Origin of the sequence: Mycobacterium sp. GA-1285, from assembly GCF_001499905.1 — a bacterium.
Lineage (GTDB): Bacteria > Actinomycetota > Actinomycetes > Mycobacteriales > Mycobacteriaceae > Mycobacterium.
Genome location: NZ_LQIS01000007.1, coordinates 17,297 through 32,833, shown reverse-complemented (window position 1 = coordinate 32,833; position 15,537 = coordinate 17,297). Strand labels below are relative to the sequence as shown.

13 protein-coding genes are annotated in these 15,537 nt (G+C 66.2%); 10 read left to right on the top strand and 3 right to left on the bottom strand.

The genetic code is table 11. From position 1 onward, the window contains the following. The first annotated feature begins 60 nt into the window (after positions 1–60). Genes AU193_RS05725 through AU193_RS05700 form a run of 6 tightly spaced genes read left to right on the top strand, consistent with a single transcriptional unit; the run spans position 61 to position 6,154 of the window. Entirely contained in the window at positions 61–1,314 is a 1,254-nt protein-coding gene (locus AU193_RS05725; RefSeq protein WP_064421397.1) for a cytochrome P450, read from the top strand. Between the two features lie 51 nt (positions 1,315–1,365). Beyond that, positions 1,366–2,412: an acyl-CoA dehydrogenase family protein gene (locus AU193_RS05720; RefSeq protein ID WP_064421396.1), complete on the top strand. Its 1,047-nt coding sequence runs from the start codon at positions 1,366–1,368 to the stop codon at positions 2,410–2,412. Positions 2,413–2,414: 2 nt separating this feature from the next. Continuing rightward, positions 2,415–3,578, top strand: coding sequence for an acyl-CoA dehydrogenase FadE29 (gene fadE29, locus AU193_RS05715; protein ID WP_064421395.1), 1,164 nt, complete (start codon positions 2,415–2,417; stop codon positions 3,576–3,578). A 28-nt stretch (positions 3,579–3,606) separates the two neighbouring features. Further along, positions 3,607–4,587, top strand: coding sequence for a bifunctional MaoC family dehydratase N-terminal/OB-fold nucleic acid binding domain-containing protein (locus AU193_RS05710; protein ID WP_064421394.1), 981 nt, complete (start codon positions 3,607–3,609; stop codon positions 4,585–4,587). Further along, a complete protein-coding gene (locus AU193_RS05705) occupies positions 4,584–4,988 on the top strand; it encodes a MaoC family dehydratase (protein ID WP_064421393.1) in 405 nt (134 codons plus the stop codon). Before AU193_RS05710 ends, AU193_RS05705 begins: the two co-directional genes overlap by 4 nt. Then, a complete protein-coding gene (locus tag AU193_RS05700; RefSeq protein ID WP_064421392.1) occupies positions 4,988–6,154 on the top strand; it encodes a lipid-transfer protein in 1,167 nt (388 codons plus the stop codon). The genes AU193_RS05705 and AU193_RS05700 overlap by 1 nt, the downstream gene beginning before the upstream one ends. Before the next feature lie 131 nt (positions 6,155–6,285). On the opposite strand, the gene AU193_RS05695 is transcribed toward AU193_RS05700, so the two are convergent. Further along, a complete protein-coding gene (locus tag AU193_RS05695) occupies positions 6,286–7,146 on the bottom strand; it encodes a MaoC family dehydratase (RefSeq protein WP_064421391.1) in 861 nt (286 codons plus the stop codon). Positions 7,147–7,149: 3 nt separating this feature from the next. Beyond that, positions 7,150–8,832, bottom strand: coding sequence for a 3-oxosteroid 1-dehydrogenase (kstD, locus tag AU193_RS05690; RefSeq protein WP_064421480.1), 1,683 nt, complete (start codon positions 8,830–8,832; stop codon positions 7,150–7,152). A gap of 73 nt (positions 8,833–8,905) precedes the next feature. Here kstD and AU193_RS05685 point away from each other — a divergent pair, with 73 nt between their 5' ends. The 3 genes from AU193_RS05685 to dmpG are packed head-to-tail and all read left to right on the top strand — an operon-like array spanning position 8,906 to position 11,689. After that, positions 8,906–9,691 (top strand): 2-keto-4-pentenoate hydratase, encoded by a 786-nt coding sequence (locus AU193_RS05685; protein WP_064421390.1) that lies wholly within the window; start codon positions 8,906–8,908, stop codon positions 9,689–9,691. A 13-nt stretch (positions 9,692–9,704) separates the two neighbouring features. Continuing rightward, positions 9,705–10,634: an acetaldehyde dehydrogenase (acetylating) gene (locus AU193_RS05680; protein ID WP_064421389.1), complete on the top strand. Its 930-nt coding sequence runs from the start codon at positions 9,705–9,707 to the stop codon at positions 10,632–10,634. Continuing rightward, positions 10,631–11,689 carry a 4-hydroxy-2-oxovalerate aldolase gene (dmpG, locus tag AU193_RS05675; RefSeq protein WP_064421388.1) on the top strand — a complete coding sequence of 353 codons (1,059 nt, stop codon included), beginning with the start codon at positions 10,631–10,633 and terminating at the stop codon, positions 11,687–11,689. Before AU193_RS05680 ends, dmpG begins: the two co-directional genes overlap by 4 nt. 16 nt (positions 11,690–11,705) lie before the next feature. On the opposite strand, the gene fmdA is transcribed toward dmpG, so the two are convergent. After that, the gene (gene fmdA, locus AU193_RS05670; protein ID WP_064421387.1) at positions 11,706–12,959 is read right to left on the bottom strand and encodes a formamidase; all 1,254 of its coding nucleotides are present in this window, start codon (positions 12,957–12,959) and stop codon (positions 11,706–11,708) included. A gap of 398 nt (positions 12,960–13,357) precedes the next feature. On the opposite strand from fmdA, the gene AU193_RS05665 reads away from it, so the two are divergent. Next, positions 13,358–15,439 carry a RecQ family ATP-dependent DNA helicase gene (locus tag AU193_RS05665; protein WP_064421386.1) on the top strand — a complete coding sequence of 694 codons (2,082 nt, stop codon included), beginning with the start codon at positions 13,358–13,360 and terminating at the stop codon, positions 15,437–15,439. Positions 15,440–15,537: the final 98 nt, after the last annotated feature.

The window sequence follows — 15,537 nt, the reverse complement described above, 5'->3', positions numbered from 1 at the left end:
AAGGCATGTTTTACTGGCACTAGAACACGTTGCAATAACTGTTGCGGAGGAGCTTCCCCCATGCCGTGCCCCAATATCCCAGCCGACTTCGACTTCCTCGACGCGAGCCTGAACCTCGAGCGCCTGCCCGTAGAAGAGCTGGCCGAGTTGCGCAGGTCCGAGCCGATCCACTGGGTCGACGTTCCGGGCGGCACGGGCGGCTTCGGCGACAAGGGTTACTGGTTGGTGACCAAGCACGCCGACGTCAAGGAGGTGTCCAAGCGCAACGACATCTTCGGTAGCTCGCCCGACGGGGCGATCCCGGTCTGGCCGCAGGACATGACGCGCGAAGCCATCGATCTGCAGCGCAACGTCCTGTTGAACATGGACGCTCCGCAACACACCCGCCTGCGCAAGATCATCTCTCGCGGTTTCACTCCGCGGGCCGTTGGGCGGCTGCAGGACGAACTCGACCAGCGCGCGCAGAACATCGCCAGACAGGCGGCCGCCGCGGGCAGTGGCGACTTCGTCGAGCAGGTGTCGTGCGAGCTTCCGCTGCAGGCGATCGCCGGCCTGCTGGGCGTGCCGCAGGAGGACCGCGACAAGCTGTTCCGGTGGTCGAACGAGATGACCGCCGGTGAAGATCCCGAGTACGCGCACATCGACCCGGCACTGTCGTCCGTCGAGCTGATCCAGTACGCCATGCAGATGGCCGAGGATCGGGCCAAGAATCCGACCGACGACATCGTCACCACGCTGATCGAGGCCGACATCGACGGCGAGAAGCTCTCCGACGACGAGTTCGGCTTCTTCGTGGTGATGCTGGCCGTCGCCGGCAACGAGACCACTCGCAACTCGATCACCCACGGCATGATCGCGTTCTCCCAGAATCCGGATCAGTGGGAGCTGTACAAGAAGGAGCGCCCCGAGACCGCCGCCGACGAGATCGTCCGTTGGGCCACCCCGGTTTCGGCGTTCCAGCGCACCGCCCTGGAGGACGTCGAGTTGGGCGGTGTGCAGATCAAGAAGGGCCAGCGGGTCGTGATGTCCTACCGCTCAGCCAACTTCGACGAAGAGGTGTTCGAGAACCCGCACAAGTTCGACATCATGCGCAGCCCCAACCCGCATGTGGGGTTCGGCGGCACGGGCGCCCACTACTGCATCGGCGCGAACCTGGCGAAGATGACCATCAACCTGATCTTCAACGCGGTCGCCGACCACATGCCCGACCTCAAGCCGGTCGGCGAGCCCGAGCGGCTCAAGTCGGGTTGGCTCAACGGCATCAAGCACTGGCAGGTGGATTACACCGGAAAGTGCCCGGTCGCCAACAGCTGACGACGTAAGTTGTAGCGACTGCGAAATTTCCCGGTATCAAGGAGGATTCGGGTGGACTTCAGTCCAGACGAGGGGCAGCAGGCTGTCGCCGACGTGGTGACCTCGGTGTTGACCCGGGACAACAGCTGGGACGCGCTGGTGTCCGGGGGCGTGACGGCGCTGGCGGTTCCCGAGCGTCTCGGCGGCGACGGTGTCGGCCTGCCCGAGGTGGCCACCGCACTCACCGAGATCGGCAGGCACGGCACGATCAGCCCCGCGTTGGCCACCCTGGGTCTGGGGCTGCTGCCGCTTCTCGAGTCGGCGACCGACGAGCAGCAGGACCGCTACCTGGCCGGCGTCGCGAAAGGTGCGGTGCTCTCGGCGGCGCTCAACGAGCCCGGGGCGCCGCTGCCGGATCTGCCCGCGGTGACGTTCACCGACGGTCGGCTCAGCGGTACCAAAGTCGCGGTTCCCTATGCGGAGCAAGCGGATTGGCTCGTGGTCACGGCCGACAGCGCGGTGGTGGTGGTCTCGCCCGAAAACGACGGCGTCATGCTGACCAAGACTCCGGCATCCAGCAGCGCGGACGAGTATTCGGTGACGTTCACCGACACCGCCGTCGACGGAGTGCTCGGCGTGCCGCCGCGCCGCGTCAATCAGCTGGCGCTCGCCGCGATCGGCGCGTTCGCATCGGGTCTGGTCGCCGGCGCACTGCGGCTCACCGCCGACTACGTGGCCAACCGGGAGCAGTTCGGCAAGCCGCTGTCGACGTTCCAGACGGTCGCCGCCCAGCTGGCCGAGGTTTACATCGCCTCGCGCACACTGACATTGGCGTCGAACTCGGTGACCTGGCGGCTGTCGGAGGGCCGCGATGCCGATCAAGACATCGACATCCTCGGATACTGGCTCGCTTCGCAGGCGCCGCCGGTGATGCAGCTCTGCCATCACCTGCATGGCGGCATGGGTATGGACATCACCTATCCGATGGACCGCTACTACTCCTCGATCAAGGACCTTGCCCGCCTGGTCGGTGGTCCGTCGCACCGGCTCGACGTGGTGGGAGCGGCACTGGGCGAGGGATGGAGCCACGGCCAGTGGCCAGGGGACGACGGGAGCTAGCAATGTTCATCGAACTGACGCCCGAACAGAAGCAGCTGCAGGCTGAACTGCGCGAGTACTTCTCCAATCTCATCTCGCCCGAAGAAGCCAAGGAGATGGAGACCGACCGCCACGGCAAGGCGTACCGCGCGGTCATCAAGCGGATGGGCACGGACGGAAAGCTGGGTGTCGGCTGGCCGAAGGAGTTCGGCGGCCTCGGCTTCGGCGCGATCGAGCAGTCGATCTTCGTGAACGAGGCGCACCGGGCCGACGTGCCGCTTCCCGCCGTCACACTGCAGACCGTCGGGCCGACGCTGCAGCAGTACGGCACCGAGGAGCAGAAGAAGAAGTTCCTGCCCGCGATCCTCGCCGGCGAGGTGCACTTCGCAATCGGCTACACCGAGCCTGAAGCCGGCACCGACCTGGCGTCGCTGCGGACCACCGCGGTGCGTCAGGGCGACGAGTACATCGTCAACGGGCAGAAGGTGTTCACGACCGGTGGGCATGACGCGGACTACATCTGGCTGGCGTGCCGCACCGACCCGGAGGCGGTGAAGCACAAGGGGATATCGATCCTCATCGTCGACACCAAGGACCCCGGCTATTCGTGGACGCCGATGATCCTGTCCGACGGCGCGCACCACACCAACGCGACGTACTACAACGACGTCCGGGTGCCCGCCGACATGCTGGTCGGCGAGGAGAACGGCGGCTGGAAGCTGATCACCACGCAGCTCAACAACGAGCGCGTGATGTTGGGACCCGCGGGCCGATTCGCCAGCCTGTACGACCACGTGCACGCGTGGGCGTCGAAACCCGGTGGCAACGGCGATATTCCGCTCAACCACCACGACGTCAAGCGCTCGCTCGGTGAGCTCAAGGCGATGTGGCGGATCAACGAGCTGCTCAACTGGCAGGTCGCCGCGGCAGGCGAGACCATCGACGTCGCCGACGCCGCAGCCACCAAGGTGTTCGGCACCGAGCGGATCCAGTACGCCGGGCGCCTGGCCGAGGAGATCGTCGGCAAGTACGGGAACCCGGCCGAGCCGGAGACCGCGGAACTGCTGGAATGGCTTGACTCGCAAACCAAACGGAACCTGGTGATCACGTTCGGTGGAGGTGTCAACGAGGTGATGCGGGAGATGATCGCGGCTGCGGGGCTGAAGGTCCCGAGGGTGCCGCGATGAGCGCTTGCGCGAAGAGCAAAGGGCACCGATGAGCGGCGACCTGCGGACGGACATCGAGAAGATCAAGGCGGACGGCAAGAGCGAGCCGCGCACCGGCCGAGATCCGGTCAATCAGCCCATGATCCACCATTGGGTCGACGCCATCGGTGACCGGAACCCGATCTATGTGGACGAGGAAGCGGCCAAGGCCGCCGGCCACCCCGGCATCGTGGCCCCTCCGGCGATGATCCAGGTGTGGACGATGGGCGGGCTCGGCCAGGGCCGCTCGGACGATGATCCGCTGACCAAGATGATGCAACTCTTCGACGATGCCGGCTACGTCGGCGTGGTCGCCACCAACTGTGAGCAGACCTATCACCGGTATCTGCGTCCGGGCGAAGAGGTCAGCATCCACGCCGAGATCACAGATGTGGTGGGTCCCAAGCAGACAGCGCTGGGAGAGGGATACTTCATCAACCAGCTCATCACCTGGACGGTGCCCAACGGCACCGATGGCGACGAAAATGTCGCCGAAATGATCTGGCGCATCATGAAGTTCAAGCCCGCGGAGAAGGACGTCGGCGCGGCGGTGCCCGATGATCTGGACGCGGACATGATGATGCGACCGGCTTCGTCCCGCGACACCAAGTTCTTCTGGGACGGCGTCAACGCACACGCGCTGCGCATTCAGAAGCGTGGCGACGGCACGCTGGTGCATCCCCCGGTACCCGCGATCTGGCAAGACAAGGACCAGCCGACGGACTACGTCGTCGCCAGCGGCAAGGGCACCGTGTTCAGCTTCGTGGTGCACCATGCGCCGAAGGTGCCCGGTCGGACGTTGCCGTTTGTCATCGCCCTTGTCGAGCTCGAGGAAGGTGTACGGATGCTCGGACAGCTCCGCAACGTCGACCCGGCCACGGTGGAGATCGGAATGCCTGTTCGCGCAACATATATCGACTTCCCGGAGGGTGACTCCGGTCCGGCGTGGACGCTCTACGCGTGGGAGCCCGACGAGGAGACCGCGGCGTGAGCGCCCCCGCAGTCGAAGTAGGGACGAAGCTCCCCGAACTCGCGCTGTACGGCGACCCGACCTTCATCGTGTCGACGGCCATCGCCACTCGCGACTATCAGGACGTCCATCACGACAGGGACAAGGCACAGGCCAAGGGCAGCAAGGACATCTTCGTCAACATCCTCACCGACACCGGTCTGGTGCAGCGCTACATCACCGACTGGGCGGGCCCGACCGCGATCATCAAGTCGATCTCACTTCGACTGGGCGTGCCGTGGTACGCCTACGACACGGTGACGTTTGCCGGCGAGGTGACCGCGATCGACGACGGGCTGATCACGCTGAAGATCGTCGGCAGCAACAGTCTCGGCGACCACGTGATCGCCACTGCGACTTTGACAATCGGAGGAAACGCCTGATGCCGGGCGCACTGTCTGGGAAGGCGGCGATCGTCGGTATCGGCGCCACTGACTTCTCGAAGAACTCCGGCCGCAGCGAACTGCGGCTCGCATCGGAAGCGGTGCTCGACGCCCTCGACGACGCGGGTTTGACGCCCGCCGATGTCGACGGCATGGTCACCTTCACGATGGACTCCAACACCGAGGTCGCGATCGCGCGCGCGACGGGAATCGGCGAGTTGAAGTTCTTCTCGAAGATCCATCACGGTGGCGGCGCGGCCTGCGCGACCATCCAGCAGGCGGCGATCGCCGTGGCGACCGGTGTCGCGGATTGTGTTGTGGCGTACCGCGCGTTCAACGAGAGATCGGGTGTGCGGTTCGGTCAGGTGCAGATGCGCTTGGTCGAGAACGCCGACTCGACCGGCGTCGACAATTCCTTCTCCTACCCGCACGGCTTGTCGACCCCCGCCGCACAGGTCGCGATGATCGCCCGGCGGTACATGCACCAGTCCGGCGCGACCAGCCGGGATTTCGGGATGATCTCGGTCGCCGACCGCAGACACGCCGCGAAGAATCCCAAGGCGTACTTCTACGAGAAGCCGATCACCATCGAGGATCACCAGAATTCGCGGTGGATCGCCGAACCCCTGCGGCTTCTCGACTGCTGCCAGGAAACCGATGGCGGCGTCGCGTTGGTCGTTACTTCCGCCGAGCGGGCCAAAGACCTCAAATACCGCCCAGCGGTCATCGAGGCGGCCTCGCAGGGCGCCAGCCCGGACCAGTACTCGATGACGAGCTACTACCGGCCTGAGCTCGGACTGCCCGAGATGGGGCTCGTCGGCAGGCAGCTGTGGCAGCAATCCGGTCTGAAGCCGGAAGACATCCAGACCGCGATTCTCTACGACCACTTCACCCCGTTCACCTTGATCCAGTTGGAAGAGCTGGGATTCTGCGACAAGGGTGACGCCAAGGACTTCATCGCCGACGGAGCGATCGAGGTCGGCGGGCGGCTTCCGATCAACACGCACGGCGGGCAGTTGGGTGAGGCGTACATCCACGGCATGAACGGGATCGCCGAGGGGGTTCGGCAGTTGCGGGGAACGTCGGTGAACCCAGTGCCGAATGTCGAGCATGTGCTAGTCACCGCGGGCACGGGTGTGCCCACGTCGGGGTTGATCCTGGGCTGATAAGAGTGCGTCTACGAGCGGGGTAATTCGGGCCGCAGGTTCGAAGAGCCGCTCACGGTGGGTCCGCGCCAGGTGCAACCGACAGGCGACCGATTCGACTCAGGCGAATCGGGCCCGTCGCGCAGAATTCGCTACACCGGGGTCAGATGCACGCCGGCGAGCGCCACCGCATCATCACGCTCGGGTGCGGTCACCGTGGCGACGAAGCCGTCACCCTCCTTCCACACACTGGCCTGGAGCGTCTCGCCGGGGAACACCACACCGGCGAACCGCGCGCCGTAGCTTGCGATTTGCGCGGTATCGCCGTCGAGCAGCGTGTCGACCATCGCCTTGCACGTCATGCCGTAGGTGCACAATCCGTGCAGGATGGGGCGCGGAAATCCCGCCGCCGCCGCGAAATCGGGATCGGAGTGCAGCGGGTTGCGATCGCCGCACATCCGGTAGAGCAATGCCTGCTGGGGCGACGTGGGGATCGCGATCTCGTAATCGGGCGCGCGCTGCGGGGGCTCCGATGACCCAGACGGACCACGTTCGCCGCCGAAGCCGCCTTCGCCACGCGCGAAGATCGAGCGCTTCTGGGTCCACAGGAGCGTGCCGTCGGGTGCCGTCACCGTGGTCTCCGACCAGATGACCGCGGCCTTGCCCTTGTCCCAGATGTCGGTGAAGCGCGTGACCGCGATTCCGGTACCCGACGGCGGTATCGGGCCCGGAACCGACACCGCCTCACTGGCGTGCAACACCTTCGAAAGCTCGATGTCGATACCTGGAAATTTCACCGTCGGCGGCGCTGTCATGTGGAAGCTCTGCGCGACGTTGCCGAATGTCGGTAGCACCTGGGGGGTTTCGTCGGTCAGGTAGCGCAGCTCGCGCTTGTCCATCGGGTCGGTACCGGCGCCAAGACCGAGGTGGTAGAGCTGGATGTCGCTGCTGGTCCAGGAGAATTCGGCGGCGGGAAGCTCGGCGCCGAGCGCCTCGTCGAGATTGATGGGCATGCGTCAACTCTTTCCGGCGATGTGTAGTGCTGCAAGGTAACCGAACGTCATCGCCGGGCCGATGGTCCCGCCCGGACCGGGATAGGTGTGGCCCATGACCGGCGCACTGACGTTGCCCGCAGCATAGAGCCCCTCGATCACCGACCCGTCGTCGCGTAGCGCACGCCCGTGCACGTCGGTGACCACGCCGCCCTTGGTGCCGAGGTCACCGGGCACCATCTTGGCCGCGTAGTACGGCGGGTGGCTGATCTCGCCGAGGTTGGGATTGGGCTTGTTGGTCGGATCGCCGTAGTAGCGGTCGTAGGCGCTTTCGCCGCGCCTGAAGTCCTCGTCGACGCCGGAGCGCGCGAAGCCGTTGAAGCGCTCGACCGTGGCCTTGAACGTATCCACCGGCAGCCCGGTCTTCTCCGCCAGTTCCTCGAGCGTGCCCGCCGTGACGATCACGCCCGATTCCAGCCACTTCTTCGGAATCCGCTGCCCCGGTTGCAATCCGGCGAAGATGTAACGGTCGCGGTATTGCTGGTCGAACACCAGCCAGGCGGGGATGTTCTCGCCGGGCCCCGGACCCTGGCCGTACTTTCCCCCATACATGTGATGGCACGCCTCGACATAGGGCATCGATTCGTTCATGAACCGTTTGCCCGCCATGTTGACGATGATCGAACCCGGCGAGTTGCGTTCCGACAGCGCGAACCACGGCGCGCCGACCAGCGGCACCGTCGGCCCCCACCAGGCGTCCTCCATGACATCGAGCGCGGCGCCCAGCTTCTCGGCGGCGATGATGCCGTCGCCGGTGTTGGCTTTCGCGCCGACCGTCCACTCCGTGGTGATCGGGGCTCGCTGATACTTCACCCGCATCTGCTCGTTGTGCTCGAAGCCGCCCGAGCCGAGGATGACGCCGCGGCGGGCTCGGATCAGTTCGGGCTCACCGGATTCCGGTGCGGTGCTGTCGCGTACGTAGATGCCGCGTACGACACCGTCCTCGACATAGAGGTCGGTCAGCGCGGTGTTCAGCCGCACCGGCACACCCGCGTCGCGCAGGCCGATGCGCAACGGCGCGATCAACGCCCGGCCCATGCCGACCAGGTTCTTGCCGGTGGCCTTGGCCCACATCGTGCGCGCACCGACCTTCAGGCTGCGCAGTACACCGCGGGGGTGGCGCTTGAGCTGGTTGAGCCGGACGTAATCCTGCTGCATGACAACCACGTTCAGCGGGACCTTGCCGTAGGGCGGCTCCAGCCCCGGAAGGTCTGGGCCCAGCTTCTTCGCATCGAAGGGTTTCGGTTCGACTGAACGGCCCGTCGGCTTGCCGCCCGGCGTCTCGGGGTAATAGTCGGAGTAGCCCGGCACCCAGCACAGACGCAGCGGTGAGCGCTCGAGCACGAAGGACAACATCTCCGGACCGCGGTCGAGATAGGTGTCGATCTTCTCGGCGGGCACGACGTCGCCGATGATGCTGTGCAAGTACGTGCGGGCGGCCTCGGGGGTGTCCTTGACGCCGTCGCGCTCGAGCACCTCGTTGTTCGGAATCCAGACGCCACCACCGGACCGCGCAGTGGAACCACCGTAGTGCGGAGCCTTCTCGACGACTACTGTGGAAAGTCCCTGGTGGGCTGCGGTGAGCGCGGCGACCATACCGGCTGCGCCGCTGCCCACCACGACGACGTCGTACTCCTGACCAGTCATGTAGAACACGTTATAGAATTGCCCGGCCGACCCACAACCGCGCCGGTCAACAGAACAAGGGGACTTCATAAGGATGCTCAGCGATCAGGTGCGGCAAAACCTCGCCGCCGATCTCGCCCAGGCCGAGCGCAGCAAGGTTCCCATCGCGCCGCTGACGGACGGCCATCCGGACATCGACGTCGTGGACGCCTACGAGATCCAGTTGATCAACATCCGGCAACGGGTCGCCGAAGGCGCCAAGGTCATCGGCCACAAGGTCGGGCTGTCGTCGAAGGCGATGCAGCAGATGATGAACGTCGACGAACCCGACTACGGCCATCTGCTCGACGACATGGCCGTCCATGAGGACACCCCCGTCAAATCCGCCGACTACCTCTATCCCCGAGTGGAGGTGGAGGTTGGATTCATCCTGGCCGACGACTTGCCCGGCGCGGGGTGCACCGAGGACGACGTCCTGGCGGCGACGGCGGCGTTCGCACCCGCGATCGAGCTGATCGACACGCGCATCAGGGACTGGAAGATCAAACTCTGCGACACGATCGCCGACAACGCCTCCTCGGCGGGCTGGGTGCTCGGCGAGAACCGCGTGTCGCCGAAGGACATCGACATCACCGCGATCGACGCCGTGCTCACGCGCAACGGCGAGGTGGTGGCGAAGGGCCGCAGCGACGCGGTGCTGGGTAACCCGGTGACCGCGGTGGCGTGGCTGGCGCGCAAGGTCGACAGCTTCGGTGTCCGCCTCAAAGCCGGCGACATCGTGCTGCCGGGTTCCTGCACCAAGGCCTTCGACGCCACACCGGGCGCCGACTATGTAGCAGACTTCACCGGGCTCGGCTCGGTGCATCTGAGCTTCGAATAACTAGGGGAGACACATGCCGGAGAAGCTTTCCGTCGCGATCGTGGGGTCGGGCAACATCAGCACCGACCTGTTGTACAAGCTGCTGCGCTCCGAATGGCTGGAACCGCGCTGGATGATCGGCATCGATCCGGAGAGCGAGGGGCTGGCGCGCGCCCGCAAGCTCGGGCTGGAGACCTCGCACGAGGGCGTGGACTGGCTGCTGGCCCAGAGCGAGAAGCCCGACATGGTCTTCGAGGCCACCAGCGCCTACGTGCACCGCGATGCCGCGCCGAAGTATGCCGAGGCAGGTATTCGCGCGATCGACCTGACGCCGGCGGCCATCGGGCCGGGCGTCATCCCGCCCGCCAACCTGCGCGAGCATCTCGACGCGCCCAACGTCAACATGGTCACCTGCGGCGGTCAGGCGACCATCCCGATCGTCTACGCCGTGAGCCGGGCCGTAGAGGTGCCCTACGCCGAGATCGTGGCGTCGGTGTCGTCGGCGTCGGCGGGTCCGGGCACGCGCGCCAACATCGACGAGTTCACGAAGACCACCAGCAAGGGCGTCGAGGTGATCGGCGGCGCTCAGCGCGGCAAGGCGATCATCATCCTCAACCCCGCCGAGCCGCCGATGATCATGCGCGACACCATCTTCTGCGCGATCCCCCCCGATGCGGATCAAGCCGCGGTCGTTCAATCCATCCGCGACGTCGTCGCCGAGGTGCAGACCTATGTGCCCGGCTACCGGCTGCTCAACGATCCGCAGTTCGACGAACCGTCGGTGGTGAACGGGGGCAACCACGTCGTCACCACTTTCATCGAAGTGGAGGGTGCGGGCGACTACCTGCCGCCTTACGCTGGAAACCTGGACATCATGACCGCGGCGGCGGCCAAAGTCGGCGAGGAGATCGCCAAGGAAATGACCGGGGCGTCCCTCTCCGCTTCAACAGGAGGCCAAGCATGAGCGTCACCGACGAGATCTACTTCAACCCGATCTGGGACGTCCGGATGACGGACACCTCGCTGCGCGACGGCAGCCACCACAAACGGCACCAGTTCACCAAAGAGGAAGTGCACGCGATCGTCGCGGCGCTGGATGCCGCCGGGGTGCCGGTCATCGAGGTGACCCATGGCGACGGTCTCGGCGGGTCGAGTTTCAACTACGGCTTCTCCAAGACCCCCGAGCAGGAGCTGATCAAGCTGGCCGCCGAGACGGCCAAGGAATCCAAGATCGCCTTCCTGATGCTGCCCGGCGTCGGCACCAAAGAGGACATCAAAGAGGCGCAGAACAACGGCGGGTCGATCTGCCGCATCGCCACCCACTGCACCGAGGCCGACGTGTCGATCCAGCACTTCGGGCTGGCCCGCGAACTCGGTCTGGAAACGGTCGGCTTCCTGATGATGAGCCACACCATCCCGCCGGAGAAGCTCGCCCAACAGGCGCGCATCATGGCCGACGCCGGCTGCCAATGCGTGTATGTCGTCGACTCCGCAGGCGCGTTGGTGCTCGAGGGCGTTCGTGACCGGGTTGCGGCGCTGGTGGCGGAGTTGGGCGACGACGCGCAGGTGGGCTTCCACGGTCACGAGAACCTCGGTCTCGGCGTGGCCAACTCGATCGAGGCGGTGCGCGCGGGCGCTAAGCAGATCGACGGCTCCTGCCGCCGGTTCGGCGCGGGCGCGGGCAACGCGCCGGTCGAGGCGCTGATCGGGGTGTTCGACAAGATCGGCGTCAAGACCGGCATCGACTTCTTCGACATCGCCGACGCGGCCGAGGAGGTCGTCGCACCCGCGATGCCGGCCGAGTGCCTGCTGGACCGCAACGCGCTGATCATGGGCTACTCAGGGGTGTACTCCAGCTTCCTCAAGCACGCGATCCGCCAATCCGAGCGCTACGGCGTGCCCGCCCACCAGCTGCTGCACCGGGCGGGCCAGCGCAAGCTCATCGGCGGCCAGGAGGATCAGCTGATCGACATCGCGCTGGAGATCAAGCGCGAGCAAGACGCGGCGACGGCGAGCTGACTGGCCCCACCGAGTCCTACGCCGCAGCGCGCGGGGCGCCGATGCCGGGGTCGATCTGTGCCGGCTTGCCCGCGGTCGGGGCGATGGGAATGTCGAAGATCGCCGTCGGGAGATACACCGTCGCACAGGAATTCGGGATGTCCACGACGCCCGAGAACCGGCCTTCGATGGGCGCGGCGCCGAGCAGCAGATACGCCTGCTCCGGGCTGTAGCCGAACTTCGTCAGGTAGTTGATGGCGTGCAGGCAGGCCCGTTGATAGGCGAGTTGCGAATCCAGATACCGCTGCTCGCCGTCGAGGGTGACCGAGGTGCCCGAGAACGTCAGCCATTCGGAGTACTGCGGTTGGGTGTTGCCCGGGATGAAGATCGGATGCTCGTTGACCCCGTAGGTCTGCATTCCGCCGGAGATCACGTCGACGTGCAGGTCGATGAAGCCACCCATCTCGATGCCCCCGCAGAAGGTGATTTCGCCGTCGCCCTGGGAGAAGTGCAGATCGCCGACTGACAGGTTGGCGCCGTCGACGAACACGGGGTAGAAGACGCGGCTGCCTCTGGTCAGGTTCTTGATGTCCAAGTTGCCGCCGTTCTCGCGAGGCGGTGCGGTGCGAGCCCCCTCGGACGCGACCTTGTCGAACGCGTCGCCGGTGAGAGTGCCGAGGACGGCGTCGGTGGGGTTCGGTGGCAGCGCCAGAGGCGGTTCGCGATCCGGGTCGGTCGCGATCAACGCGGCCTCACGAGAGTTCCAGTTGCCGAGCAGTTCCGCCGACGGCGCGGTCCCCATCAGTCCGGGGTGGGTGATGCCGGTGAACTCGATCCCGGGCACGTGACGTGAGGTCGCCTTTTCTCCGGAGAAGTCCCAGACCGCTTTGTACGCGTCGGGGAACTGCTCGACCAGGAAGCTACCGCCGTTGCTCTTGGCGAAAATGCCGGTGTATCCCCAGCCTTGCCCGGCCAGCGGTCCGGAGTCCTCTTGCGGGAGGGGGCCGACGTCGAGGATGTCCACGATGAGGAGGTCGCCGGGACGGACGCCCTCCACTGCGATCGGTCCCGACAGCGCGTGCACCTTGGACATTGGAGCGTTGAGGATGTCTTCTGCGGAGTCGTCGTTGTGGATGTCGCCGTCGAACCATTCTCGACAGTGGACCCGGAAGGAGTCGCCCGGCTTGACCGTGACAGCCGCGGGAATGTCGGGATGCCAGCGGTTGTGTCCGACTATCTGCTGGTCGGGGAACGTCTTCGTGGAGTCGAGCGGAAAGATCAGTTCGGGCATGGGATCACCTTCAGGGTCGAGGAAGCGTGCGGTGTCGCGGGTTGGTGCTCGTTGGCCGGCGACGAGCCGTTGGTAGTGGTGCGGTGACGACCTCGGGACGGTCAGCGCTGGCGCGGGTCGCGTCCTGGAGTTTCATCGCGATGCCGGTGCGGCCCAGATGTGGCATCGACATCATCTTTAGCGCGTCCCCGGCGCACTGCGGGCAGTCGACGACGTCCGGGCAGCTGTGCATGGAAAACCTCTGCTCGGTGATTCCGCAGCCGGACTCGCATCGGAACCGGTAGAGCACCATGGTCAGCTCCGTACAGCTCGAGCTTGCGGGGACACTCAGCCCGCATACCCCGCCGCTTCGGAGGTAACCCTGCGCGGTCGTCGGATTCGACCGGCACGATGGGGCCATGGCGACTCGCGAACAGGCTCAGTCGATCCTCGAGCAGTTGGCCGAGCCGACGGCGAGGTTGCGCGACGACCAGTGGACCGCCATCGAGGCGCTGGTGGTGCACCGTCGGCGCGCACTCGTCGTCCAGCGCACGGGCTGGGGCAAGTCGGCGGTCTACTTCATCGCCGCCAAGCTGCTGCGCGCCGAGGGACACGGTCCGACCGTGATCGTGTCGCCGCTACTGGCACTGATGCGCAACCAGGTGACCGCCGCCGAAAGGGCAGGCGTGCACGCCGCCACCATCAACTCGAGCAATGTCGCCGAGTGGGCCGAAATCCACGAGCGGGTGCGCAGCGGTGAACTCGACGTGCTGCTGGTCAGCCCGGAACGGCTGAACAACCCCGACTTCCGTGATTCAGTGCTGCCCGCACTGGCGCACGACGCCGGGCTGGTGGTGGTCGACGAGGCACACTGCGTGTCTGACTGGGGTCACGACTTCCGGCCCGACTACCGGCGCATCCGCACGCTGATCGGTGAGCTCGGCGACGACATCCCCGTGCTCGCCACCACCGCTACCGCCAACGACCGGGTGGTCGAGGACGTCGCCGCGCAGTTGGGCGTCGGTGGCCGCGACACTGTGGTGTTGCGCGGCGGACTGGATCGTGAATCGCTGCGGCTGTCCGTCGTCACGGCCGGCAGCCCGGCACAACGTGCGGCTTGGCTTGCCGCACAACTGGATTCGCTTCCCGGATCGGGCATCGTCTACACGCTGACCGTCGCGCAGGCACACGACATCGCCGCGCTGCTGCGCGAACAGGGGCACCGGGTTGCGGCGTACACCGGTTCGACGGAAGCCGCCGAGCGCGAACAACTCGAGGCGGACCTGATGACCAACCGGGTCAAGGCGCTGATCGCGACGTCGGCGCTCGGCATGGGGTTCGACAAACCGGATCTGGGATTCGTCGTGCACCTCGGGGCACCGTCCTCGCCGATCGCCTATTACCAGCAGGTGGGCCGCGCCGGCCGATCGACGGCCAGCGCCGAGGTGATCTTGTTGCCGGGCGCCGAGGACCAGGAGGTCTGGCGCTACTTCTCGTCGGTTGCGTTCCCATCGGAGACGATGGTGCGCAACGTGATTCGTGCCCTTGATGCGGAACGGCCGCAGTCGACGGCCGCGTTGGAACCACTGGTCGACCTCAACCGGACACGGCTGGAGATGGTGCTGAAGGTGCTCGACGTCGACGGTGCGGTCCGACGGGTGAAGGGCGGCTGGGTCCGAACCGGTCAGCAGTGGGTCTACGACGAAGCCCGCTACCGCAAGCTCGACGCGGCGCGCCGACGCGAGCAGCAGGCGATGCTCGACTATCAGGCGACCGACCGATGCCGGATGGCGTTCCTGCGGGCTCAGCTCGATGACCCCGAACTGAACGAGGGCGAGCGGTGCGGCCGCTGCGACAACTGCACCGGTTTTCACTACGACGCAGCTGTCGATACTGCCGCCGTAGAGGACACCCGGACGAGGCTCATGCGCCCCGGGGTCGAATTGACGCCGCGCAAACAGTGGCCGTCGGGGCTGAGCCTGCTCGGGTTGGACCTCAAGGGCAAGATCACCGACGGTCCTGAGCCCGGCCGCGCGATCGGGCGGCTGACCGACCTCGGCTGGGGTGCCCGCTTGCGGCATCTGCTCGACGAACCGGATGCGGAGGTGCCCGACGACGTGGTGACGGCGGCCGTGCAGGTGCTGGCCGCCTGGGACTGGGAAAAGCGCCCGACGGCGGTCATGGCCTTGGACTCGGACACCCACCCGGTGTTGATCGCCTCGCTGGCGCGGGCACTCGCCCGGCTCGGCCGGCTCACCGATCTGGGTGTGCTCCGCTACGCACCTGGTCGCAGGCCGGTGACCGCCGCGAACTCGGCATATCGGGTCGCCGCGCTGTGCGGGGCGTGGACGCCGCCCGAGCCGGCCGGTCTGGCAGCGGGCCCGGTGTTGCTGGTCGACGATGTGACCGACACCGGGTGGACGATGACCATGGCTTCGCGGCTGCTCAGAGCGGCGGGTGCTCCCGCGGTGCTGCCGTTTGCGCTGGCCGGCGTGAGTTGAGCTGTAGAGCGGGACCTCGGGGGTGCTTAACAGGTTGATCCCACGCGCCGCCTGCGTGCGATCAACCGCATTAGCACGCCTCGAAAGGTCCGAAAGTG

What these genes read in the sequence shown, in the direction of transcription:
- AU193_RS05710 (WP_064421394.1), top strand. Translation starts at nt 3,607, where the DNA reads ATGAGCGGCGACCTGCGGACGGACATCGAGAAGATCAAGGCGGACGGC.
- AU193_RS05725 (WP_064421397.1), top strand. Translation starts at nt 61, where the DNA reads ATGCCGTGCCCCAATATCCCAGCCGACTTCGACTTCCTCGACGCGAGC.
- AU193_RS05680 (WP_064421389.1), top strand. Translation starts at nt 9,705, where the DNA reads ATGCCGGAGAAGCTTTCCGTCGCGATCGTGGGGTCGGGCAACATCAGC.
- fmdA (WP_064421387.1), bottom strand. Translation starts at nt 12,959, where the DNA reads ATGCCCGAACTGATCTTTCCGCTCGACTCCACGAAGACGTTCCCCGAC.
- AU193_RS05685 (WP_064421390.1), top strand. Translation starts at nt 8,906, where the DNA reads ATGCTCAGCGATCAGGTGCGGCAAAACCTCGCCGCCGATCTCGCCCAG.
- kstD (WP_064421480.1), bottom strand. Translation starts at nt 8,832, where the DNA reads ATGACTGGTCAGGAGTACGACGTCGTCGTGGTGGGCAGCGGCGCAGCC.
- dmpG (WP_064421388.1), top strand. Translation starts at nt 10,631, where the DNA reads ATGAGCGTCACCGACGAGATCTACTTCAACCCGATCTGGGACGTCCGG.
- AU193_RS05695 (WP_064421391.1), bottom strand. Translation starts at nt 7,146, where the DNA reads ATGCCCATCAATCTCGACGAGGCGCTCGGCGCCGAGCTTCCCGCCGCC.
- AU193_RS05665 (WP_064421386.1), top strand. Translation starts at nt 13,358, where the DNA reads ATGGCGACTCGCGAACAGGCTCAGTCGATCCTCGAGCAGTTGGCCGAG.
- fadE29 (WP_064421395.1), top strand. Translation starts at nt 2,415, where the DNA reads ATGTTCATCGAACTGACGCCCGAACAGAAGCAGCTGCAGGCTGAACTG.
- AU193_RS05700 (WP_064421392.1), top strand. Translation starts at nt 4,988, where the DNA reads ATGCCGGGCGCACTGTCTGGGAAGGCGGCGATCGTCGGTATCGGCGCC.